At 72.6% G+C, this 19,447-nt stretch carries 17 protein-coding genes; 7 read left to right on the forward strand and 10 right to left on the reverse strand.

The window, feature by feature from the left end:
• Positions 1-98 precede the first annotated feature (98 nt).
• From ACGFS9_RS26015 to ACGFS9_RS26035, 5 genes are all read right to left on the reverse strand, one after another.
• Entirely contained in the window at positions 99-2,258 is a 2,160-nt protein-coding gene (locus ACGFS9_RS26015) for a SpoIIE family protein phosphatase (RefSeq protein ID WP_393256607.1), read from the reverse strand.
• A 397-nt stretch (positions 2,259-2,655) separates the two neighbouring features.
• Positions 2,656-3,348, reverse strand: coding sequence for a DUF402 domain-containing protein (locus ACGFS9_RS26020; RefSeq protein WP_393256609.1), 693 nt, complete (start codon positions 3,346-3,348; stop codon positions 2,656-2,658).
• A gap of 115 nt (positions 3,349-3,463) precedes the next feature.
• The gene (locus ACGFS9_RS26025; RefSeq protein WP_393256611.1) at positions 3,464-4,867 is read right to left on the reverse strand and encodes a class II fumarate hydratase; all 1,404 of its coding nucleotides are present in this window, start codon (positions 4,865-4,867) and stop codon (positions 3,464-3,466) included.
• A 97-nt stretch (positions 4,868-4,964) separates the two neighbouring features.
• Positions 4,965-5,261 (reverse strand): hypothetical protein, encoded by a 297-nt coding sequence (locus ACGFS9_RS26030; protein ID WP_393256612.1) that lies wholly within the window; start codon positions 5,259-5,261, stop codon positions 4,965-4,967.
• 135 nt (positions 5,262-5,396) lie between these two features.
• A complete protein-coding gene (locus tag ACGFS9_RS26035) occupies positions 5,397-7,064 on the reverse strand; it encodes a fumarate hydratase (RefSeq protein WP_393256613.1) in 1,668 nt (555 codons plus the stop codon).
• A gap of 184 nt (positions 7,065-7,248) precedes the next feature.
• Here ACGFS9_RS26035 and ACGFS9_RS26040 point away from each other — a divergent pair, with 184 nt between their 5' ends.
• Together ACGFS9_RS26040 and ACGFS9_RS26045 are read left to right on the forward strand one after the other, a co-directional pair.
• A complete protein-coding gene (locus ACGFS9_RS26040) occupies positions 7,249-7,968 on the forward strand; it encodes a DUF1707 domain-containing protein (RefSeq protein WP_393256615.1) in 720 nt (239 codons plus the stop codon).
• A gap of 372 nt (positions 7,969-8,340) precedes the next feature.
• A complete protein-coding gene (locus ACGFS9_RS26045) occupies positions 8,341-8,712 on the forward strand; it encodes a WhiB family transcriptional regulator (RefSeq protein WP_393256616.1) in 372 nt (123 codons plus the stop codon).
• A 412-nt stretch (positions 8,713-9,124) separates the two neighbouring features.
• Here the strand turns inward: ACGFS9_RS26045 and glpX are convergent, their stop codons facing one another.
• Complete coding sequence (gene glpX, locus ACGFS9_RS26050; RefSeq protein ID WP_393256617.1) at positions 9,125-10,156, reverse strand: class II fructose-bisphosphatase; 1,032 nt, start codon at positions 10,154-10,156, stop codon at positions 9,125-9,127.
• A gap of 126 nt (positions 10,157-10,282) precedes the next feature.
• Here glpX and ACGFS9_RS26055 point away from each other — a divergent pair, with 126 nt between their 5' ends.
• On the forward strand, positions 10,283-10,801 hold the full coding sequence (locus ACGFS9_RS26055; RefSeq protein WP_393256618.1) for a DUF4245 domain-containing protein: 519 nt from the start codon (positions 10,283-10,285) through the stop codon (positions 10,799-10,801).
• Between the two features lie 136 nt (positions 10,802-10,937).
• Here the strand turns inward: ACGFS9_RS26055 and ACGFS9_RS26060 are convergent, their stop codons facing one another.
• The 3 genes from ACGFS9_RS26060 to xseA all read right to left on the reverse strand — a co-directional run bounded on the left by ACGFS9_RS26060 (position 10,938) and on the right by xseA (position 13,665).
• On the reverse strand, positions 10,938-11,528 hold the full coding sequence (locus tag ACGFS9_RS26060) for a malonic semialdehyde reductase (protein ID WP_393256620.1): 591 nt from the start codon (positions 11,526-11,528) through the stop codon (positions 10,938-10,940).
• A 679-nt stretch (positions 11,529-12,207) separates the two neighbouring features.
• Positions 12,208-12,447, reverse strand: a complete 240-nt coding sequence (locus tag ACGFS9_RS26065) for an exodeoxyribonuclease VII small subunit (RefSeq protein ID WP_393256621.1) — start codon at positions 12,445-12,447, stop codon at positions 12,208-12,210.
• A 9-nt stretch (positions 12,448-12,456) separates the two neighbouring features.
• A complete protein-coding gene (gene xseA / locus ACGFS9_RS26070) occupies positions 12,457-13,665 on the reverse strand; it encodes an exodeoxyribonuclease VII large subunit (protein WP_393256622.1) in 1,209 nt (402 codons plus the stop codon).
• A gap of 376 nt (positions 13,666-14,041) precedes the next feature.
• On the opposite strand from xseA, the gene ACGFS9_RS26075 reads away from it, so the two are divergent.
• Positions 14,042-15,055 carry a 4-hydroxy-3-methylbut-2-enyl diphosphate reductase gene (locus tag ACGFS9_RS26075; protein ID WP_393256623.1) on the forward strand — a complete coding sequence of 338 codons (1,014 nt, stop codon included), beginning with the start codon at positions 14,042-14,044 and terminating at the stop codon, positions 15,053-15,055.
• A 29-nt stretch (positions 15,056-15,084) separates the two neighbouring features.
• Positions 15,085-15,834: a polyphosphate--glucose phosphotransferase gene (gene ppgK / locus ACGFS9_RS26080; RefSeq protein WP_393256624.1), complete on the forward strand. Its 750-nt coding sequence runs from the start codon at positions 15,085-15,087 to the stop codon at positions 15,832-15,834.
• Positions 15,835-16,100: 266 nt separating this feature from the next.
• Here ppgK and ACGFS9_RS26085 read toward each other — a convergent pair whose 3' ends face one another.
• Entirely contained in the window at positions 16,101-16,574 is a 474-nt protein-coding gene (locus ACGFS9_RS26085) for a DUF6542 domain-containing protein (protein ID WP_393256626.1), read from the reverse strand.
• Positions 16,575-16,978: 404 nt separating this feature from the next.
• Between ACGFS9_RS26085 and ychF the strand changes: the two genes are divergently transcribed.
• Entirely contained in the window at positions 16,979-18,067 is a 1,089-nt protein-coding gene (gene ychF / locus ACGFS9_RS26090) for a redox-regulated ATPase YchF (RefSeq protein ID WP_393256627.1), read from the forward strand.
• Between the two features lie 188 nt (positions 18,068-18,255).
• Positions 18,256-19,392: a Fic family protein gene (locus tag ACGFS9_RS26095; protein WP_331802284.1), complete on the forward strand. Its 1,137-nt coding sequence runs from the start codon at positions 18,256-18,258 to the stop codon at positions 19,390-19,392.
• Positions 19,393-19,447 lie beyond the last annotated feature (55 nt).

Consider the following 19,447-nt stretch of genomic DNA (forward strand, 5'->3'; position numbering starts at 1 on the left):
CCGGGGCGCTCAGGCCGCCCGGCGCCCGCCCTCCGTACGGGGTGGCGGGACCGGGGGACGCCCGGCGCCTCCCGCCGCCCGGGCGGCGGCGGTGGACGTCAGCCGCGGTTCAGCTCGAACCAGACGACCTTGCCCGTGCTCAGCCGGGTCGCCCCCCACCGCCGGGCGAGCCTGTTCACCAGGTACAGGCCCCGGCCGCCCTCGTCCGTCGCCCGCGCCTGCCGCAGCCTCGGCAGCTGGGGCACGTCGTCACCGACCTCGCAGCGCAGCACGTCCGTCCGCAGCAACCGCAGCGTCACCGGCCGGGACGCGTACCGCACCGCGTTCGTCACGACCTCGCTGACCAGCAGCTCCACCGCGTCGGTCAGGTCCTCCATGCCCCACCGCGCCAGCGCCCGCCGGGCCAGCCGCCGGGCCCGGCCCGGCGCCGCGTCCTCCGGTTCCAGGAACCAGTACGCGACGTCGCTCGGCGCGATCCCGTCGAACCGGGCGGCGAGCAGCGCGATGTCGTCGTCCCGGTCGCCCGGGCCGAGCATGTCGAGCACCTCGTCGCACAGCGCCTCCAGCGGCGGCGGATGGTCCGGCCCGGTCAGCGCGGCGGTCGCGGCGATCTTCTCCCGCAACTGCTCGATCCCGGTCCACACGTCCCGCAGCCGCGACTCCACCAGCCCGTCGGTGTACAGCAGCAGCGTCGCACCCGCGGGCGCGTCCAGCTCCACGGCCTCGAAGTCGACCCCGCCGACCCCGATCGGAGCACCCGGCGGCACCCGCAGCACCTCGGCCCGGCCGCCCAGATGCAGCAGCACCGGCGGCGGATGGCCCGCGTTCGCGATGGTGATCCGGTGCGACACCGGGTCGTACACGGCGTACAGGCACGTCGCCATCCGGTCGGTGCCGAGCCGCTGCGCCTGCTCGTCCAGGTGGTGCAGCACCTCCTGCGGCGGCAGATCGAGCCCCGCGAGCGTCTGCGCCGTCGTCCGCAGCTGCCCCATGATCGCCGCCGACGTCATCGAATGCCCCATGACGTCGCCCACCACCAGGGCCACCCGGCTGCCCGGCAGCGGGATCGCGTCGTACCAGTCACCGCCGACCCGCGCCGTCTCGGCGGCCGGCAGATAACGCGACGCCAGCCGCACCCCGGTGGGCCGCGGCAGCGTCTCCGGCAGCATGGTGCGCTGGAGTTCGTCGGCGATGTACGCCTCACGCCCGTACAGCACCGCCTTGTCGATGCCGAGCGCGCTGTGCGTCGCGAGCTGCGCGGCGACCAGCAGGTCGTCCGCGTCGAAGGCGAGCCGCTCCGGACGGCGCAGGAACAGCGCCGCGCCGATCACCCGGCGCCGGCCGCGCAGCGGCGCGAGGATCGCCCGCTGGCCGTCCGGGACCGCCAGGTCGTCGCCGAGCAGCTCCGGCAGGGCGGCCCGCGCGGCGGGCGCGTCGGCGAACACCGGCCGCACCCCGCGCAACACCTCCGCCAGCGCGCCGCCCGGACGCACCTCGCACAGCTCCGCCGTCATCCCCGCCGGGTCGCCGGGCTCGGGACGCACCAGCGGCAGGAAACCGGCCTCGGTGTCCCGCTCCTCGGGAATCCGGTCGGTCCGCCGCAGCCGCAGCACCAGCGGTCCCGTCGGCCGCTCGTCACCCACCGGCAGCGGGTCCCGCAGATAGACCAGGATCGCGTCGGAGAACGTCGGCACCGTCGCCCGGCAGAGCCCCATGACGATCTCGTCGAGGTCGATGCCGCGGGCGATCCGCCGGGTCGCCGCACCCACGAACCGCAGCCGGTCCCCGTCCCGCCGCATCGGCATCGGACCGCCCTGCGGGACGCTCCGCCCCGAGCGGCGTTCGGTACCGCCGGGACCGCGCGCGGAACCGCCCCGCTCCGCGTCCGGCTGTACCGGGATGCCCTCCGGCGCAGGCCGCGGCCGGTGCGGATCGGGCTCCGCGGAGGCGGGCTGGGAGTGCTCGGCCGCCGCGTCGCCCGCGGCCGGCGGGGGCGCGTCCGTGCCCGACCCGGTACCGGAGGGCGTCTGCCCGCCGGACGCGCCGTGCCGGCCGCAGGGCGCGGCCGGGCCCGGATGGCGCGGCACGTCGCCCGAGCGGGCCTGCACCGGTAAGGCGCCGGTCCCCGGCGGCGGGGACGGCTGGTCGGAGGTACGCAGGAGTGCCCCGCGAGGGTCCGCGGGGGAGGCCGGCCGGCCGGCGCCGCTCTGCCGGCGCTCGTGCGAGGTGGGGTGCTCCGTCACGCGTGTCGAGTCCATCCGTCCGGGGCTGCGCGCCGCGCGTGCAGTTCGTCCCGCAGCCCCGATACCCGCAATGTGTGCCCCGGGAACGGATTCTGCGTGTCGTCAGATGCGGAACCGGCGGCGGAAACGGCCCCCGGCGCCCGCGGCACGGTCCGCGCGCGGCCGGAAACGGCCCGTCCCGGACGGTGTCCCGGCGGCGGCACGGCGCCGTCCCGCGCCGGCCCGACCGCGGCGCCGGAGCCCCGCGGGGAGCCCGGACCCACCACGCCGTACCCCTCGTACTCCTCGCTCACGTCCTGCCGCCCCTCGGTGACATGTGGTCAAGCCCAGCCCGTCAAGCGGGAGTTGTCGCTGCCGTGCGCCCTTGCGGAAGACGATCCTACGGTTGTACCACGGGGACGCATCAAGGGTCTCACGAGGACACGTGCGCGGGCGTACGGTCCCAGTCGTCCGGGAGGGCGGGAACCGGCCAGGCCGGATCGGGCCGCCAGTGCTGCCATCCGTCCGAGAACGGCGCGCCCCACGCGCGGATCACCTCCACCGCCGACCACCCCGCCTCCCTCACCCGACCGGCCAGCCGGGCGTCCATCAGACCGGCCCGCTGCGCCATGGCGAACTCGTCCTCGTCCAGCCAGCGCCAACTCCGGTCCGGATGGACCGAGATGTCCAGGAAATGGTCCTCGGAGTCCACGCCGCCCGCCCAACGCGCCAGCGGAGCCTCCAGGTTCACGTACCAGTTCTTGAAACGCCAGCCCGGTTCCCAGAAAAGCCACACCGACCAGGGATCGCCGGGCCGCGCCAGCTTCAGCACCCCGGTCCCGAACCACCGGTCGCGCCGCACCGCCCGCGGCTTGGTGTAGCGCGACTCCAGCGGCTCCCCGTGCACCGGCGACCCGTCCGCGAGCACCGGCTTCACGCACTCGGTGCCCGGCGCCATCCACACCGCGAGCAGCTCCGCGTCGTCCCGCACGACCGTCACGGGACGGCAGATGTGGACCCGGTCGCCGGCGTTCTCCCGGTACCGCCACAGGATGTGGCGCCCGGGCTCCCAGAACTCCGCCGGCCCGCCCGCTTCCGCCCGTCTCACCGCTCCACCGTCTGCCATGAACAGATATTAGGTGCCCCGGGCATGCGACGCTGCGGTACGCGGCACGGTTCCCGCGGTCGCCGGGGTCCCGTCACGGAGGCGTCATGCGGGGTTCCGCCCCGGTCGCGGGCCGTTACGGCCGCGTCATCCGCAGGACATCCAGCGCCTCGTCCAGCTGCCGCTCCGTCAGCTCTCCACGCTCCACGTAGCCGGACTCCAGCACCACCTCGCGGATCGTCCTGCGCTCCGCCAGCGCCTTCTTCGCCACCTTCGCGGCCTCCTCGTACCCGATGTACTTGTTCAGCGGGGTCACCACGGACGGCGAGGACTCCGCGTACTCCCGGGCCCGCTCCCGGTGCGCCACGATCCCGTCGACCGTCCGGTCGGCGAGCAGCCGCGACACGTTGGCGAGCAGCCGCACCGACTCCAGGACGTTCTTGCCCATCACCGGCATCATCACGTTCAGTTCGAAGTTCCCGGCCGCTCCCGCGACGGCGACCGTCGCATCGTTGCCGGTCACCTGGGCGGCCACCATCAGCACCGCCTCGGGGATCACCGGGTTGACCTTGCCGGGCATGATCGACGACCCCGGCTGGAGATCGGGCAGGCTGATCTCCGACAGCCCGGTGCGCGGGCCCGACGCCATCCACCGCAGATCGTTCGCGATCTTGGTCAGCCCGACCGCGACGGTCCGCAACTGCCCGCTCGTCTCGACGATCGCGTCACGGGCCCCCTGCGCCTCGAAGTGGTCGCGCGCCTCCGTCAGCGGCAGCCCCGTCGTCCGCGCCACCTCCGCGATCACCGCCGCGGGGAAGCCGGGCGGGGTGTTGATGCCGGTCCCCACCGCCGTGCCGCCCAGGGGCAGTTCCGCCAGCCGCGGCAGCGAGGCCCGCAGCCGCTCCACCCCGTACCGCACCTGCGCCGCGTACCCGCCGAACTCCTGGCCCAGCGTCACCGGGGTGGCGTCCATCAGGTGGGTGCGCCCCGACTTCACCACGTCGGCGAACTCCTCCGCCTTGCGGCCCAGCGCGGCGGCCAGGTGCTCCAGGGCGGGGATCAGGTCGCGCGTCACGGCAGCGGTCGCGGCGATGTGGATCGAGGAGGGGAAGACGTCGTTGCTCGACTGCGAGGCGTTCACGTGGTCGTTGGGGTGGACGTCCCGGCCCAGCCGCTCCGTGGCGAGCGTGGCGAGGACCTCGTTGGTGTTCATGTTGGACGACGTGCCCGAACCCGTCTGGAACACGTCGACCGGGAACTGCGCGTCCCAGCGCCCCTCGGCGACCTCCGCCGCCGCCTCCTGGACGGCCTCGGCGACGTCCTTGTCGATCACGCCGAGTTCGGCGTTCACCTTCGCGGCGGCCGCCTTGATCCGGGCGAGGGCCTCGATGTGCGCGCGCTCGATGTGCTGCCCGGAGACCGGGAAGTTCTCCAGGGCGCGTTGCGTCTGCGCCCGCCACTTCGCGTCCGCGGGCACCCGCACCTCCCCCATGGAGTCGTGCTCGATGCGGTACTTGCCTGCGTCCTGGCCGTCTGCCATGGATGACACCTCCATGGAGGACAGCGTCCCCGACGCCGGCGGTGTTCCCGCGCGCACGCGCCGGGTTCGTCGCAGGCGCGCCGGTCACGGCGCCGGGTCAGGACGAGGGCCCGCCCCTTCGGGCGCCCAGGGTCCGCGAGACGAGCGCCACGAGCGACAGCGCCCCGGCCAGTACGAGACAGGCGCGGGCCGCCGCCCAGGAACCGCCCGCGACGGCGCGCGCGTAGGAGGCCACCCAGGGTCCCGCGTCACCGAGGTCCCACACCGGGCGCCGCGGGAACTCGGCACCGGTCGCCGCGCTGAGCAGCCAGCCGGCCAGGGCCAGTGCCGTGAGCACGCCGGCCCCGGTCAGGAAGCCCCGTGCGGCCGTCCGTCCCCGCCCCGTGCCGTCCATCCCGTCCCCCTTCGGTGGTGTGCGAACGATCCCGCCACTGTACGGCCCGGGGCCGGCCCGGCCCAGGGCCCGCCGCCCCCGGAGGGCGCGGGACCCCCGGGCCTTCCCGGGGGTCCCGCGCCGCGCGCCGACGGCTCAGACCGTGCCCGGACCGCGCACCGGGATGGACGTGAAGGTGGGCGCGGGCGCCGGGTCCTGGAAGAAGTCGTTGCCCTTGTCGTCCACCACGATGAACGCCGGGAAGTCCTCCACCTCGATCCGCCAGACGGCCTCCATGCCGAGTTCCTCGTACTCGACGACCTCGACCTTCTTGATGCAGTCCTGGGCCAGCCGCGCGGCCGGGCCGCCGATCGAGCCGAGGTAGAAGCCGCCGTGCGTGTCGCAGGCGTCGGTGACCTGCTTGCTGCGGTTGCCCTTGGCCAGCATCACCTTGGAGCCTCCCGCCGCCTGGAACTGCTCGACGTAGGAGTCCATGCGGCCGGCCGTCGTCGGGCCGAAGGAGCCGGACGCGTAGCCCTCGGGCGTCTTGGCCGGGCCCGCGTAGTAGACCGGGTGGTCCTTCAGGTACTGCGGCATGTCCTCGCCCGCGTCGAGCCGTTCCTTGATCTTGGCGTGTGCGATGTCGCGCGCCACGACCAGCGGGCCGGTGAGCGAGAGCCGGGTCTTGACCGGGTACTTGGTCAGCTCGGCGAGGATCGCGTCCATCGGCTGGTTCAGGTCGATCCGCACGACGTCGCCGGCCTCGTCGAGGTGCTCGTCGGTGGTGTCCGGCAGGAAGCGCGCCGGGTCGGTCTCCAGCTGCTCCAGGAAGACGCCCTCGGCGGTGATCTTCGCGACGGCCTGGCGGTCGGCCGAGCAGGAGACGGCGATCGCGACCGGGCAGGACGCGCCGTGCCGGGGGAGCCGCACCACGCGCACGTCGTGGCAGAAGTACTTGCCGCCGAACTGCGCGCCGATGCCGATCCGCTGCGTCAGCTCGAAGACCTTCTCCTCCAGGTCCTTGTCCCGGAAGCCGTGCCCCAGTTCGGAGCCCTCGGCCGGGATCTCGTCCAGGTAGTGCGCGGACGCGTACTTGGCGGTCTTCAGGGCGTATTCGGCGCTGGTGCCGCCGACGACGATCGCCAGGTGGTACGGCGGGCACGCGGCCGTCCCCAGCGAGCGGATCTTCTCCTCCAGGAACGTCATCATGGAGCCCTCGTTGAGGACCGCCTTCGTCTCCTGGTAGAGGAACGACTTGTTGGCGGAGCCGCCGCCCTTGGCCATGAACAGGAACTTGTAGGCGCCGCCGTCGGTGGCGTACAGCTCGATCTGCGCCGGCAGGTTCGACCCGGTGTTCTTCTCGTCCCACATGGTCAGCGGGGCCATCTGCGAGTAGCGCAGGTTCAGGTTCTTGTACGCCTCGTAGATGCCGCGCGACAGGGCCGCCTCGTCGCCGCCCTCGGTGAGCACGTTCTGCCCGCGCTTGCCCATCACGATCGCGGTGCCCGTGTCCTGGCACATCGGCAGCACGCCCGCCGCCGCGATGTTCGCGTTCTTCAGCAGGTCGAGCGCGACGAACTTGTCGTTGCCCGACGCCTCGGGGTCGTCGATGATGCGGCGCAGCTGGGCCAGGTGCGCGGGACGCAGGTAGTGCTGGATGTCGTGGACGGCCTCCTCGGCGAGCTTGCGCAGCGCCTCCGGCTCCACCTTGAGGAAGGTGCGCCCGTCGGCCTCGAAGGTGGAGACACCCTCGGAGGTCACCAGCCGGTAGGGGGTGGTGTCCTCTCCCTGGGGGAGCAGATCGGTGTACGCGAACTCAGGCATCTCGCCCATTCCTCACTCGACAGACAGCGGCGTGCCTCCATTGGCAGCGTCCACCAGCGTAGGACCTGGCGCGGGTGCCGAGGTGGTGAGGTAAGGCTCAGTTCGGCCACGGGCGGATGCCCGGTTCTCCCCGGGAGGCCGCGAGGGGTAGTCGCGATCTATCGCGTTTGGGTACGCTGCTGCCGTGGACCTTCAGAAGAGCTCCGACGCCACGGCCGCGACCCCGGTGGGGCTGCGCGCCTCCGACGCCGACCGCGAGCGGATCACCGACATCCTGCGCGACGCCCTCGCCGAGGGCCGCCTCACCGCGGAGGAGCACGCCGAGCGCGTGGAGGGGGTGCTGGCCACCAAGACGGTGGGGGAACTGGACCGCTTCGTCCGCGACCTGCCCGCCGCGCACCCCGGCCGGACGGCTCCCCCGCACGCCGCGGCGCCCCACCGCCCGGCGGCCGGCGCGATCCCGGTCGACGCCGACGAGAGCATGGTCGCGGTGCTGAGCGCGGCCGTCCGCAAGGGCCGCTGGCGCGCGGGCCGCCGCATCCACGCCTACGCCGTGTTCGGCAGCGTCGACATCGACCTCAGCGAGGCGATCTTCGAGTACCGGCAGGTCGTGATCAAGGCGGTCTCCGTGTTCGGCAGCGTCGACATCCGCGTCCCGGAGAACGTCTCGCTGCGCGGCAACGGCGGGGGAGTGCTGGGCAGCTTCGAGGTGCGCACGATGGACGCGGGCGACCCCGACGCCCCCGTGGTGTACGTCGACGGCCTCGCCGTCCTCGGCAGCGTGTCGGCGCGCCCCAGACGCGGCAAGCTGGTCGCGGACATCCTCGACCGCGTCACGAGCAGGCTGGACGCCCGCGTCGCCGACCGCGTGGACAGGGGTCTGCGCAAGCACCTGGACCGCTGACGCGGGGGACCGGCCGGACCCCGGGCCCGCCCGACGATTCCCACCCGCCTCGACGCCGCCCCGCCCGCGCCCTCGCCGTGCCGGGCGCGGAGGACGGTACGCCTCGCGCGAGGCTCCACGCCCTGCCGCGCCGAGAGCGCGCACCCGCCCGCAAGGCCGCCCTCCGGGCGGCGGCGGGAAGGACCGGACAGGCCCGGCGGGGCCATTGGTTCAGCGGTGGACGATCGATCACGCGGGACGACGCCCGGGGTGGGGAACGCTGTGCATAGGCGCGCGCACAGCGGGTAGGGCTTGCTGCATCGTCTCTCGGAGGGCGCTGTGGGACTTCCCCGGCGCCCGGCACGCTCGCGAAGCCGTCGTCAGGAGTAGACCGTGCTGCAACCGCCGCATCAGTCCCTGCAGGTAGCTGCCGTTCCGGCCCAGCGGGCGCCGGTGCGGGACAGGGATCAGGAAGCGCCATGGCACACGGAGGCGGTGTGCCGTCGCGACGAGGCGGGCCTGTTCTTCGCCCCGTCCAAGGAACCGACGGCGGCCCGGCTCTCCCGCGAGGAGGCCGCCAAGCGCGTCTGCGGCCGCTGCCCGGTCATGGTCGAGTGCCGCGAGCACGCGCTCCTGCAACCCGAGCCGTACGGAGTCTGGGGCGGACTGACCGCCGCCGAGCGCCGTGTCGTGCTGGCCCGCCGCCGCCGTCGCGACCTCGAACTGCAGAAGGCCGCGCGCGGCACGATAGCCGCCGCCGGCTGAACCGGCCCGCGAGGGCGTCCGCGCACCCGGGGGGCCGGCTGCCTTCCCGGGCGCCCGGGGCTTCCGGCCCGGCGCACCCCCGGTGCCGCCACCGGCCGTCACGCTCCGCCGGCCGGGGTGAGCCGCGCCGCCTTGCCGCCGGCCGCCTCGCCTCCGCGGCAGGGGTCTCGCCGGCCGACGCCGACGGCGATCCGGGCGACGTCGTCTGCCCGGCCGTCCGGCGGGCCCGCCCGCCGCGGCGCGACCCGTCCGCGCCCGAGGTGACAGCACCCGTCCGCGCCCGAGGTGACAGCACCCGTCCGCGCCCGAGGTGACAGCAGAGGAGGCGCCCCTCCGCACAAGGGGCGCCTCGTTCCGCCGTCACGACGCCTTCCCGGCACGGTCCTGCCGGGAAGACGTCGTGTCGCGACTCCTACTTGGCGCGGTCGAAGTCGATCGCGCTGTACGCGCGCAGCTTGCTGAGCCGGTGCTCCGAGGTGATCTGGCGGACCGTCCCGGACTTGGACCGCATCACGATCGACTCGGTCGTCGCGGTCTCGGGGCGGTAGCGCACCCCGCGCAGCAGCTCGCCGTCGGTGATGCCGGTGGCGACGAAGAAGACGTTCTCGCCGGCCACCAGGTCGCTCGTGCCGAGGACGCGGTCGAGGTCGTGCCCGGCGTCGACCGCCCGCTGCCGCTCCTCGTCGTCCTTCGGCCACAGCTTGCCCTGGATGGTGCCGCCCAGGCACTTGACGGCGCACGCCGAGATGATGCCCTCGGGGGTGCCGCCGATGCCGAGCAGCAGGTCGATGCCGGTGCCCTCGCGCAGCGCCAGGATCGAGCCCGCGACGTCGCCGTCGGAGATCAGCTTGATGCGCGCGCCGGTCTCCCGGATCTCCTTGATGATGCCGTCGTGGCGGGGCCGGTCGAGGATGACGACGGTGACGTCCTCGGGGGTGACGCGCTTGGCCTTGGCGACACGGCGGATGTTGACCGACACCGGGGCGTTGATGTCGACGAAGTCGGCGGCCTCCGGTCCGGTGACCAGCTTGTCCATGTAGAAGACGGCCGACGGGTCGAACATGGTCCCGCGGTCGGCGGCGGCCAGCACCGCGATCGCGTTGGTCATGCCCTTGGCGGTCAACGTCGTCCCGTCGATCGGGTCGACGGCGATGTCGCACTCGGGGCCGCTCCCGTCGCCCACCTGCTCTCCGTTGAAGAGCATCGGGGCCTCGTCCTTCTCCCCCTCGCCGATGACGACCACGCCGTTCATCGACACGGTGGAGACGAGGGTGCGCATGGCGCGGACGGCGGCGCCGTCGGCGCCGTTCTTGTCGCCGCGGCCCACCCAGCGGCCCGCGGCCATCGCGGCGGCCTCGGTGACGCGGACGAGTTCGAGGGCGAGGTTGCGGTCGGGGGCCTCCGACGGGACTTCGAGTTCGGACGGCAGATGATGCTCGGTCATCGAGACGCACCTTTCTGATACGACGACGGCCGGATGAGGGTGGTCCCCCGACTCTATCGCCAGGCCGACAAAATGAGCAGGGGGGCCCACGGATGAGCAGGGCAGGGCACCTGCGACGATAGGGGCGTGGCAGGTACGAAAGGCAAGCAGTCGGTCCGGGACATGATTCTCTCCCTGGCCCTCATCGGGCTCATGGCGGGCGTCATCTACATCTTCATCCCGCACGACGACTCCGCGCCCGATCTCAAGCGCGTCGACTACAGCGTGGAACTGCTGACCGCGCGCCGCGCGGCGAGCTACCCCGTCGCGGCGCCCAGCGGGCTCCCGGCGGAGTGGAAGGCCACCTCGGTGCGGTACGACGGCAGCGAGTTCGATGTCTGGCACCTCGGCTTCCAGGACCCCGACGGTCAGTACGTGGCGGTCGAGCAGTCCACTCAGCGTGCGGCCGTCTTCATCGATTCGGCCAGTCAGGGCGCCAAGGCCACGAAGGCCACCGAGCGCATCGGCGACCGGACCTGGCAGCGCTACGAGGGCGACCACTACGACGCCCTCGTCCTCAAGGGGGACGGCGCCACGACGGTGGTGACCGGCACCGCGTCGTTCGACGCGCTGGCCGAGATGGCGCGCTCCCTGAAGACCGCCTAGGAGTGGTGACAGTCAGCGCCGTGCCCCCAGGGCGCGGCACTGGCTCTCGGGTACGACGGAAGGGCCCCCGGCACGCGGTGCCGGGGGCCCTTCCGTCCTGCGGGTGGCGCCGGGGGTTGTCCGGCGGCCCGGCGGGTCAGACGGTCGTGACGACCTGGTCGAGCTCCAGGCGCGGGGAGCGCGGGAACCAGGCGTCCTCGCCCGGCTTGCCGATGTTGACGACCATCAGCGGGGTGTGGTCGTCGTCCAGGAACTCCTTCTGGATGCCCGCGAAGTCGGCGCCCGTCATCGGGCCGGCGGCCAGGCCGGCGGCGCGGACGCCGATGATGAAGTAGGCGGCCTGAAGCGCGGCGTTCAGCAGGGCGGCGCTCTCCCGGGCCGGGCGCTCGGAGAAGAACATGTCCTTGGCGGCCGGGAAGTGCGGCAGCAGGGCCGGCAGCTCCTCGTGGAACTCGTTGTCGGCGGAGAGGATCGCGACCAGCGGCGCGGCGGCGGTCTTCGCCTGGTTGCCCTCGGCGAGGTGCCGCACGAGACGCTCCCGGGCCTCGGGGGAACGCACCAGGGTGATGCGCAGCGGCGACTGGTTGAAGGCGGTCGGGCCGAACTTGACCAGGTCGTAGATCGCCTGCACCTGCTCGTCGGTCACCGGCTCGTCGGTGAAGGTGTTCGCGGTGCGGGCCTCGCGGAACAGCAGGTCCTGGGCGGTGGGGTCAAGGACGAGAGACATGAGCAACCTTCTCGGTACGTGCGGTGGATCCGTGGGGGATCGGCTGGCATCACCGACAGTACGACGCAGAGGTTTAAAGTTCAACCAAAAGCGGGGTGAGGTGATCCGCTTCACAGCGTGAGGACGCGTTCACCGGACCCGCCGGGACGCGAGGATGCCGCCGGGAGCCGGGAGCCGGGAGCCGGGAGCCGGGAGCCGGGAGCCGGGAGCCGGGAGCCGGGAGCCGGGAGCCGGGAGCCGGGAGCCGGGAGCCGGGGTGACCGAGATGTCGGACGTCCTGGGGGCGGAGGTCCGGACGCCCTGGCCGTCGTGATCCGAGACGGCGGCGGGAGGGGCTTTCGTGAGCGCGGTGCACGGCGCGCCGGCGCGCTCGGACGCCACGGGCCGCGGGCACGCGGGGTACGGGAGGGACGGGTACGGGAGGGACGGCGGCGCCGGATTCTCCGGGACGCGCCGTCGCGCCACGCGGCGCGTTCCCTCGGGGGAGGTCAGCCCTCTCCCCTGGGAAGATGCCGATACGCCCGGCGGCGGCTGGGGCCGGGCGCACGGGCCCGGAGAAAAGCGTGCCGCCCTCGGGCGGCGGCTCCGGTCGCGGCTCGGGAGGTGGCGCCCACGAGCGGAGGGACGGCCCCGCGGGGAACCGCCCCTCGTCACCTACGGGGTGTCGTGCGGGCCGGGATCAGGCGTCCTCGGCCGCCTCCCGCTCGCCCTCCGGCTCCTCCTCGGCGAGGGCCGCGTCCAGCCGGGCCCGCGCGCCCTCCAGCCAGCGCCGGCACACCTTGGCCAGCTCCTCGCCCCGCTCCCAGAGCGCCAGGGACTCCTCCAGGCTCGTACCGCCCGCCTCCAGGCGGCGTACGACCTCGATCAGCTCGTCCCGTGCCTGCTCGTACCCGAGCGCCTCGTCCACCTTGCCGGTCATGCGCCCACCCTATGCATCGACTCGAACCGTCAGTTCACCCTCGGCGACCCGCGCCCGCAGCGTCTCGTCCGCCGCTACCTCGGCCGGGTCCCGGACCACGTGCCCGTCGGCCTTCTGGAGCACCGCGTACCCCCGCCGGAGGGTCGCCGCCGGAGAGAGGGCCACCACGCGCGCGCGGGTGTGCGCCAGCTCCGAGTCCGCGCGGTCCAGCAGATGCCCGAGCGTGCGCCTGCCCCGCTCCAGCACCGCCGCCACCCGGTCCGCCCGCTCGTCGATCATCCGGTGCGGGTCCTCCATCGAGGGCCGGGCCAGCGCGTGCGCCAGCCCGCGCTCCTCCCGGTCGACGAACGACAGCACACTGCGCCGGGCCCGGTCCCGCAGCAGCCGCACCCGCTCGTACTCCTCGCCCACGTCCGGCACGACCTTCTTGGCGGCGTCCGTCGGGGTGGAGGCCCGCAGGTCCGCCACGTGGTCCAGCAGCGGGTTGTCCGGCTCGTGCCCGATGGCCGACACCACCGGCGTCCGGCAGGCCGCCACCGCGCGCACGAGTTGTTCGTCGGAGAACGGCAGCAGGTCCTCCACGCTGCCGCCGCCACGCGCCACGACGATCACGTCCACGTCGTCCCGCGCGTCCAGCTCCTGGACCGCCTGGACGACCTGCGGCACGGCGTGGACGCCCTGCACCGGGACGTTGCGCACCTCGAAGCGGACGGCGGGCCAGCGGTGCCGCGCGTTCTCCAGCACATCCCGCTCGGCCGCCGACGCGCGCCCGCAGACCAGCCCGATGAGCTGCGGCAGGAACGGCAGCGGCTTCTTCCGGTCGGCCGCGAACAGCCCCTCGGCCGCCAGCGCCTTCTTCAGCTGCTCCAGCCGGGCGAGCAGCTCGCCCACCCCGACCGGCTTGATCGCGGTCGCCCGCAGCGACAGCTGGCCCCGCGGCGCGTACCACTCCGGCTTCGCCTGCACCACGACCCGGGCGCCCTCGCCCACCACGTCGGCGACCGCGTCGAACACCTGCCGGTAGCAGGTCACGCTCACCGAGATGTCGTACGACGGGTCGCGCAGCGTCAGGAAGACGACGCCCGCGCCGGGACGCCGCGACAACTGGGTGATCTGTCCCTCGACCCAGACCGCGCCGAGCCGGTCGATCCATCCCCCGATGAGCCGTGACACCTCTCCGACGGGCAGCGGAGCGTCCGCGGACGTGTTGAGAGCCATGCGCCCGAGCGTAGTGGTCCGCGCCGACATCACCGCGCCCGTCCGGGAGGCGGCCGGCCCGGCTCCGCCGCCCGACCGGAGCGGGGCCCGCCTCCCCGTCCCCCCGGTGCGCCGCTCCCCGTCCCCGCGGACGCGCCGCTCCCGCCTCGCGGATGCACGTGCCCTGCTCCCCGTTCCCGCGGATGCCCTGATGCCCGCCCCGCCGATGCGCCGCGCCGCGTTCCCGCCGTTCCCGCCGCGCCGCGGGAACAGGAGGGCACGGCCCATCACCGGCCGGGCCGCCCTACCGCCCGGCCGCTTCCCGGGACGGGCCCACCGCTCCCGCCCCCGTTCACCCCGTGGAGGCGATCATCGACGCGCCGGGTACGGCCTTACGATGGGTGCCATGACTGCTTCGACTGGCCGCCGTGTCCTGCTCGCCGCCCCCAGGGGCTACTGCGCGGGCGTGGACCGTGCCGTGATCGCCGTCGAGAAGGCCCTGGAGCAGTACGGGGCCCCGATCTACGTCCGTCACGAGATCGTGCACAACAAGTACGTCGTGCAGACCCTGGAGAAGAAGGGCGCGATCTTCGTCGAGCAGACGGCGGAGGTCCCCGAGGGCTCCATCGTCATGTTCTCGGCGCACGGCGTGGCCCCCGTCGTCCACGACGAGGCCGCCGCCGGCAAGCTCGCCACCATCGACGCCACGTGCCCGCTGGTCACCAAGGTCCACAAGGAGGCCGTCCGGTTCGCCGAGGACGACTTCGACATCCTCCTCATCGGCCACGAGGGCCACGAGGAGGTCATCGGCACCTCCGGCGAGGCGCCCGACCACATCACCCTCGTCGACGGCCCCGAGGACGTCTCCAAGGTCGAGGTCCGCGACCCCTCCAAGGTCGTGTGGCTCTCCCAGACGACCCTCTCCGTCGACGAGACCATGGAGACGGTGGACGCCCTCAAGGAGAAGTTCCCGCAGCTCATCTCCCCGCCGAGCGACGACATCTGCTACGCCACGCAGAACCGCCAGCTCGCCGTGAAGCAGATGGGCGCCGAGGCCGACCTGGTGATCGTGGTCGGCTCGCGCAACTCCTCCAACTCGGTGCGCCTGGTCGAGGTCGCCAAGCTCGCCGGTGCCCGCGACGCCCGCCTGGTGGACTACGCCGACGAGATCGACGAGGCGTGGCTGGAGGGTGTGACCACGGTCGGCGTCACCTCCGGCGCCTCCGTCCCGGACGTGCTCGTCGAGCAGGTCCTGGAATGGCTGACCCGGCACGGCTTCGAGGACGTGGAGATCGTCAAGGCCGCCGAGGAGTCCATCACCTTCTCCCTGCCCAAGGAACTGCGCCGCGACCTGCGCGCCGAGGCGGCCGCCCTGGTGGCCGAGCGCACCGGCGGCACGGCAGGGAAGTGACCGTCAGTCCTACGACGTAACGTAGGGCCATGCAGATCTTCGGTGTGGACATTGGCGGATCCGGCATCAAGGGTGCCCCCGTGGACCTTGACCGCGGAGACCTCGCGGAGGAGCGCTGCAAGGTGCTCACCCCGCACCCGGCGACGCCCGACGCGGTGGCGGACGGCGTCAAGGAGGTCGTCGGCCACTTCGGCTGGTCCGGCCCCGTGGGCATCACCTTCCCCGGCGTCGTCACCGGCGGTTCCACGATCCGCACGGCCGCCAATGTCGACAAGTCCTGGATCGACACCGACGCGGGCGCCCTGCTCGGCGAACGGATCGGCGGCCTGCCGGTGACCGTGCTGAACGACGCGGACGCCGCGGGGGTCGCCGAGATGCAGTTCGGCGCCGGCAAGGGCCGCAGCGGCACCGTCATCCTCCTCACGTTCGGCACGGGCATCGGCAGCGCCCTGTTCGTCGACGGCGAGCTGGTCCCGAACACCGAGCTGGGCCACCTGGAGCTGAACGGGCACGACGCCGAGAAGAAGGCGTCCACGAAGGCCAAGGAAGACCACGACCTGACCTGGGAGCACTGGGCGCGCCGCGTCACGAAGTACCTCGCGCACGTCGAGATGCTCTTCTCGCCCGAGCTGTTCATCGTCGGCGGCGGCGTCAGCCGCAAGGCCGACAAGTTCCTGCCGCTGATCGAGGGCATCACCGCGGAGATCGTCCCGGCGCAGTTGCAGAACAACGCGGGGATCGTCGGAGCCGCCATGCGGGCGGCGACGGTTGCGCGGTAGCGCTCCGAGGCCCGCGCGCCGGACGGCTCCGGCCCGCCGGCCCGTCGCGCTGCGGGCTTGGCGCGCCACCCTGCTTCGGAGCCTTGGCCCGTTGTGCCGCAGGCTCGGCACGCCCCCGTTTCCGGCGGCCGGCGCTGGTGCGGCGCCTCCGAGCCGGGCGATCGCGCGGCCGGGTGGGTGTCCCGGGGTTCGGCGGTCGCCTCACCGTGTCGCGGTTCGGCGGTCGCCTCGGCCCACGGAGGCTCGCGTTGCGCCGGCCGGTCCGGTCAGCCGCTCGGCCGGCCCGTTTGCGGCCCGCGCGGCGGCGGAGGCGTCCGGGTCTTCCCCTTCCGCGCCGCCGGGCCGCCGGCCACCGGCACCGCAGCCGACGCCCCCGCCAATCCGGCCTGCGCGGCCTGCGCGGCCTGCGCCCTGCGCCGGGCGGCGCGGCGGGCCATCAGCCGCACCCGGCGCGCCAGCACCACGAGGCCCGCGAGCAGCGTGCCGCCGTACAGCCAGCCCGCCTGGAGGGCGAGGGCCGTCACCAGCCCCATGAACCGGCCGCTGATCCCGCCGTCGCTCCCCCCGGCCAGGGGCAGCAGCCCGAGCGTGAAGGCGATGGGCGCGACCACGGGGGCGGTGACCAGGTCGCCGGGCCGGACCCACAGGCCGGTCAGCAGGCACACCGGGAGGAACAGCACCCCGTACGCCGTCTGGGACCCCCCGAAGAGGAGCGCGTCCAGCCCGGCGAACGCCAGCATCGAGGCTCCGCAGAACAGCCCGCTGCCGAGCCCGGTGAGCCGGGGGTTGGGCAGCCGCGGCGTCGTCCGCGTACCCGCCCCCGCGGGCCCGCGGGCCGCCTGGGCGCCCCGCCCGACGCCGGCGGACGTGGCCCGCCCGGCCTGAGCCGGAACCGGCGTCCCGCGTCGCGGTCTGTAGTGAGGGGCGCGCGTCCTGTGTTGCTCCACCGGACCAACTTAGGTCGTTTTATGTGTGGAACGGCTCGTCAGACACGCCGGAGACCGGTCGAAGGCGCGGTCATGGAAAGACCTTGGCCAAGCGTTCGATACCTCGCGGGCGGGTGTCCGGGCACGCCGTAGACTGGTGGATCGGCCCGCGCTCTCCGAGGGCCCCTCGCCCATCCTCTCGTACGGGAAGTCGCAACGTGTCGCTCACGATCGGAATCGTCGGTCTGCCCAATGTCGGCAAGTCGACCCTGTTCAACGCCCTGACCAAGAACGACGTGCTCGCGGCCAACTACCCGTTCGCCACGATCGAGCCCAACGTCGGCGTGGTCGGCGTCCCCGACCCCCGGTTGACCAAGTTGGCCGAGATCTTCTCCTCGCAGCGGGTCCTGCCGGCGACGGTCGACTTCGTCGACATCGCGGGCATCGTGCGCGGAGCCAGCGAGGGCGAGGGCCTGGGCAACAAGTTCCTCGCGAACATCCGCGAGTCGGACGCGATCTGCCAGGTCATCCGTGCCTTCAAGGACGAGAACGTCGTGCACGTCGACGGCAAGGTCTCGCCCAAGGACGACATCGAGACGATCAACACCGAGCTGATCCTCGCCGACCTCCAGACGATCGAGAAGGTCCTGCCGCGCCTTCAGAAGGAGTCGCGCATCAAGAAGGACATCGCTCCGAAGGTCGCGGCGGTCGAGGCGGCCAAGGAGATCCTGGAGAAGGGCGACACCCTCTTCTCCGCGGGCATCGTCCAGGGCTCCGGCAACGAGGAACTCCTCCACGACCTGCACCTCCTCACGACGAAGCCGTTCCTGTACGTCTTCAACGTCGACGAGGACGAGCTGACGGACGACGCCTTCAAGGCCGAGCAGAGCGCCCTGGTCGCCCCCGCCGAGGCGATCTTCCTCAACGCCAAGCTGGAGCAGGACCTCGCCGAGCTGGACGAGGAGGACGCCCTGGAGCTCCTGGAGTCGGTGGGCGCCGAGGAGCCCGGCCTCGCGACCCTGGCGCGCGTCGGCTTCAACACCCTCGGTCTCCAGACCTACCTGACGGCCGGTCCGAAGGAGTCCCGCGCCTGGACCATCAAGAAGGGTGCGACGGCCCCCGAGGCGGCCGGTGTGATCCACACCGACTTCCAGAAGGGCTTCATCAAGGCCGAGGTCATCTCCTTCGCCGACCTGGTCGACACCGGCTCGGTCGCCGAGGCCCGCTCCAAGGGCAAGGCCCGCATGGAGGGCAAGGAGTACGTGATGCAGGACGGGGATGTGGTGGAGTTCCGCTTCAACGTCTGATCGCATCACCATAAGCGACCTGACCTGCGAGAACGCGGGTCAGGTCGTTGTGCTGTCCGCAACAGTCCGCAGAACGGTTCGACCTGACCCGGCTGCATGGTGCATGTGGACCGCGGTAGCTCGGCGTCGAGGTGCCGATGGATTCTGACGCATTGACGTAATGTTTACGTCACTCTAGAGTGAGGAGCATGCTCTTCCCCACGCCTGCTCTCAATGCCGAGGATCAGCGTGTTCTCGGTGAGATCGAAGATCTCCGCCGCTCGTTGCGTCTCCAGGTTCGGTCCACTCCGGCGAAGTGGACCGAAGGGCTGCGCAAGTTCTTGACCGCGGATGCGGTGGCGGCCTCCAACTCGATCGAGGGCTTCAAGGTGTCCACGGTCGATGTTGAGGATCTTCTGGAGGGCGAGCGGGATGTCGACGTCTCCGAGGAGGATCGTGAGGAGACGCTGGCTTATCAGCGGATGATGACCTATATCCAGACGCTGCACGATGTCGCGGACTTCCGATACGGCAAGGAGTTGCTCAACGCGCTCCACTGGATGCTGCAGGGACACCGGCACACCCCGCGGAAGCCGGCCGGGCAGTGGCGCCGCGGACCGGTGTATGTGACGGACGCCCGCGACCCCAGCATCGCGGCATATACGGCACCGGGCGCGGCCGAGGTGCCTGCGCTGACGGGTGAACTGGTCGAGTGGCTGAACACGGACGATGGCACCCATCCGCTGGTGCGGGCCGCCATGGCGCATCTGCACCTTGTTGCCATCCACCCGTGGGCGGATGGCAACGGCCGCATGTCCCGGTCCCTCCAAACGCTCATGATCGCGAGACAGGGAGAACTGGCCCCCGAGTTCTCCTCGATCGAGGCTTGGCTGGGGCGCCCCGGCAATACTTGGGAGTACTACCGCGAGCTGCAGCGTCGGGGGGCCACCTACCGCCCCGACCAGGACGTCTCCGATTGGGTCCGCTTCAACCTCACCGCGTACCACCAGCAGGCGCAGACCGTACGCAATCGCCTGGATCGTTCGAGTCGGGTGTGGCTGCTGCTGGGTGAGTTCGCGGAGGTCCGGGGACTGGAAGAGAGGGTGGTTTCCGCGCTGCACGACGTGGCGATGTCCGGGCGCGTGCGCCGTACACGCTACGAACGAGCGGAGGACCTGAGTCTGCAGCGGGCCCAACGTGACCTGCGGGACCTGGTCGCAGGCGAGGTCCTGACACCGGTCGGCCGTACCCGTGCCCGCTTCTACACAGCCGGCCCCGCCTTTCCGGGGGCGGCCCTGGAAGCGGCTCGGACGCCGCTGTCGCTGGCTGATCCGTACACGCGCTGAGATCATCTCGCGGACTGCCGAGTCAGTCACGATGACGGTGTGGAATAGGCGCAGT

The sequence above is a fragment of the Streptomyces sp. NPDC048566 genome, from assembly GCF_043199735.1.
Lineage (GTDB): Bacteria > Actinomycetota > Actinomycetes > Streptomycetales > Streptomycetaceae > Streptomyces.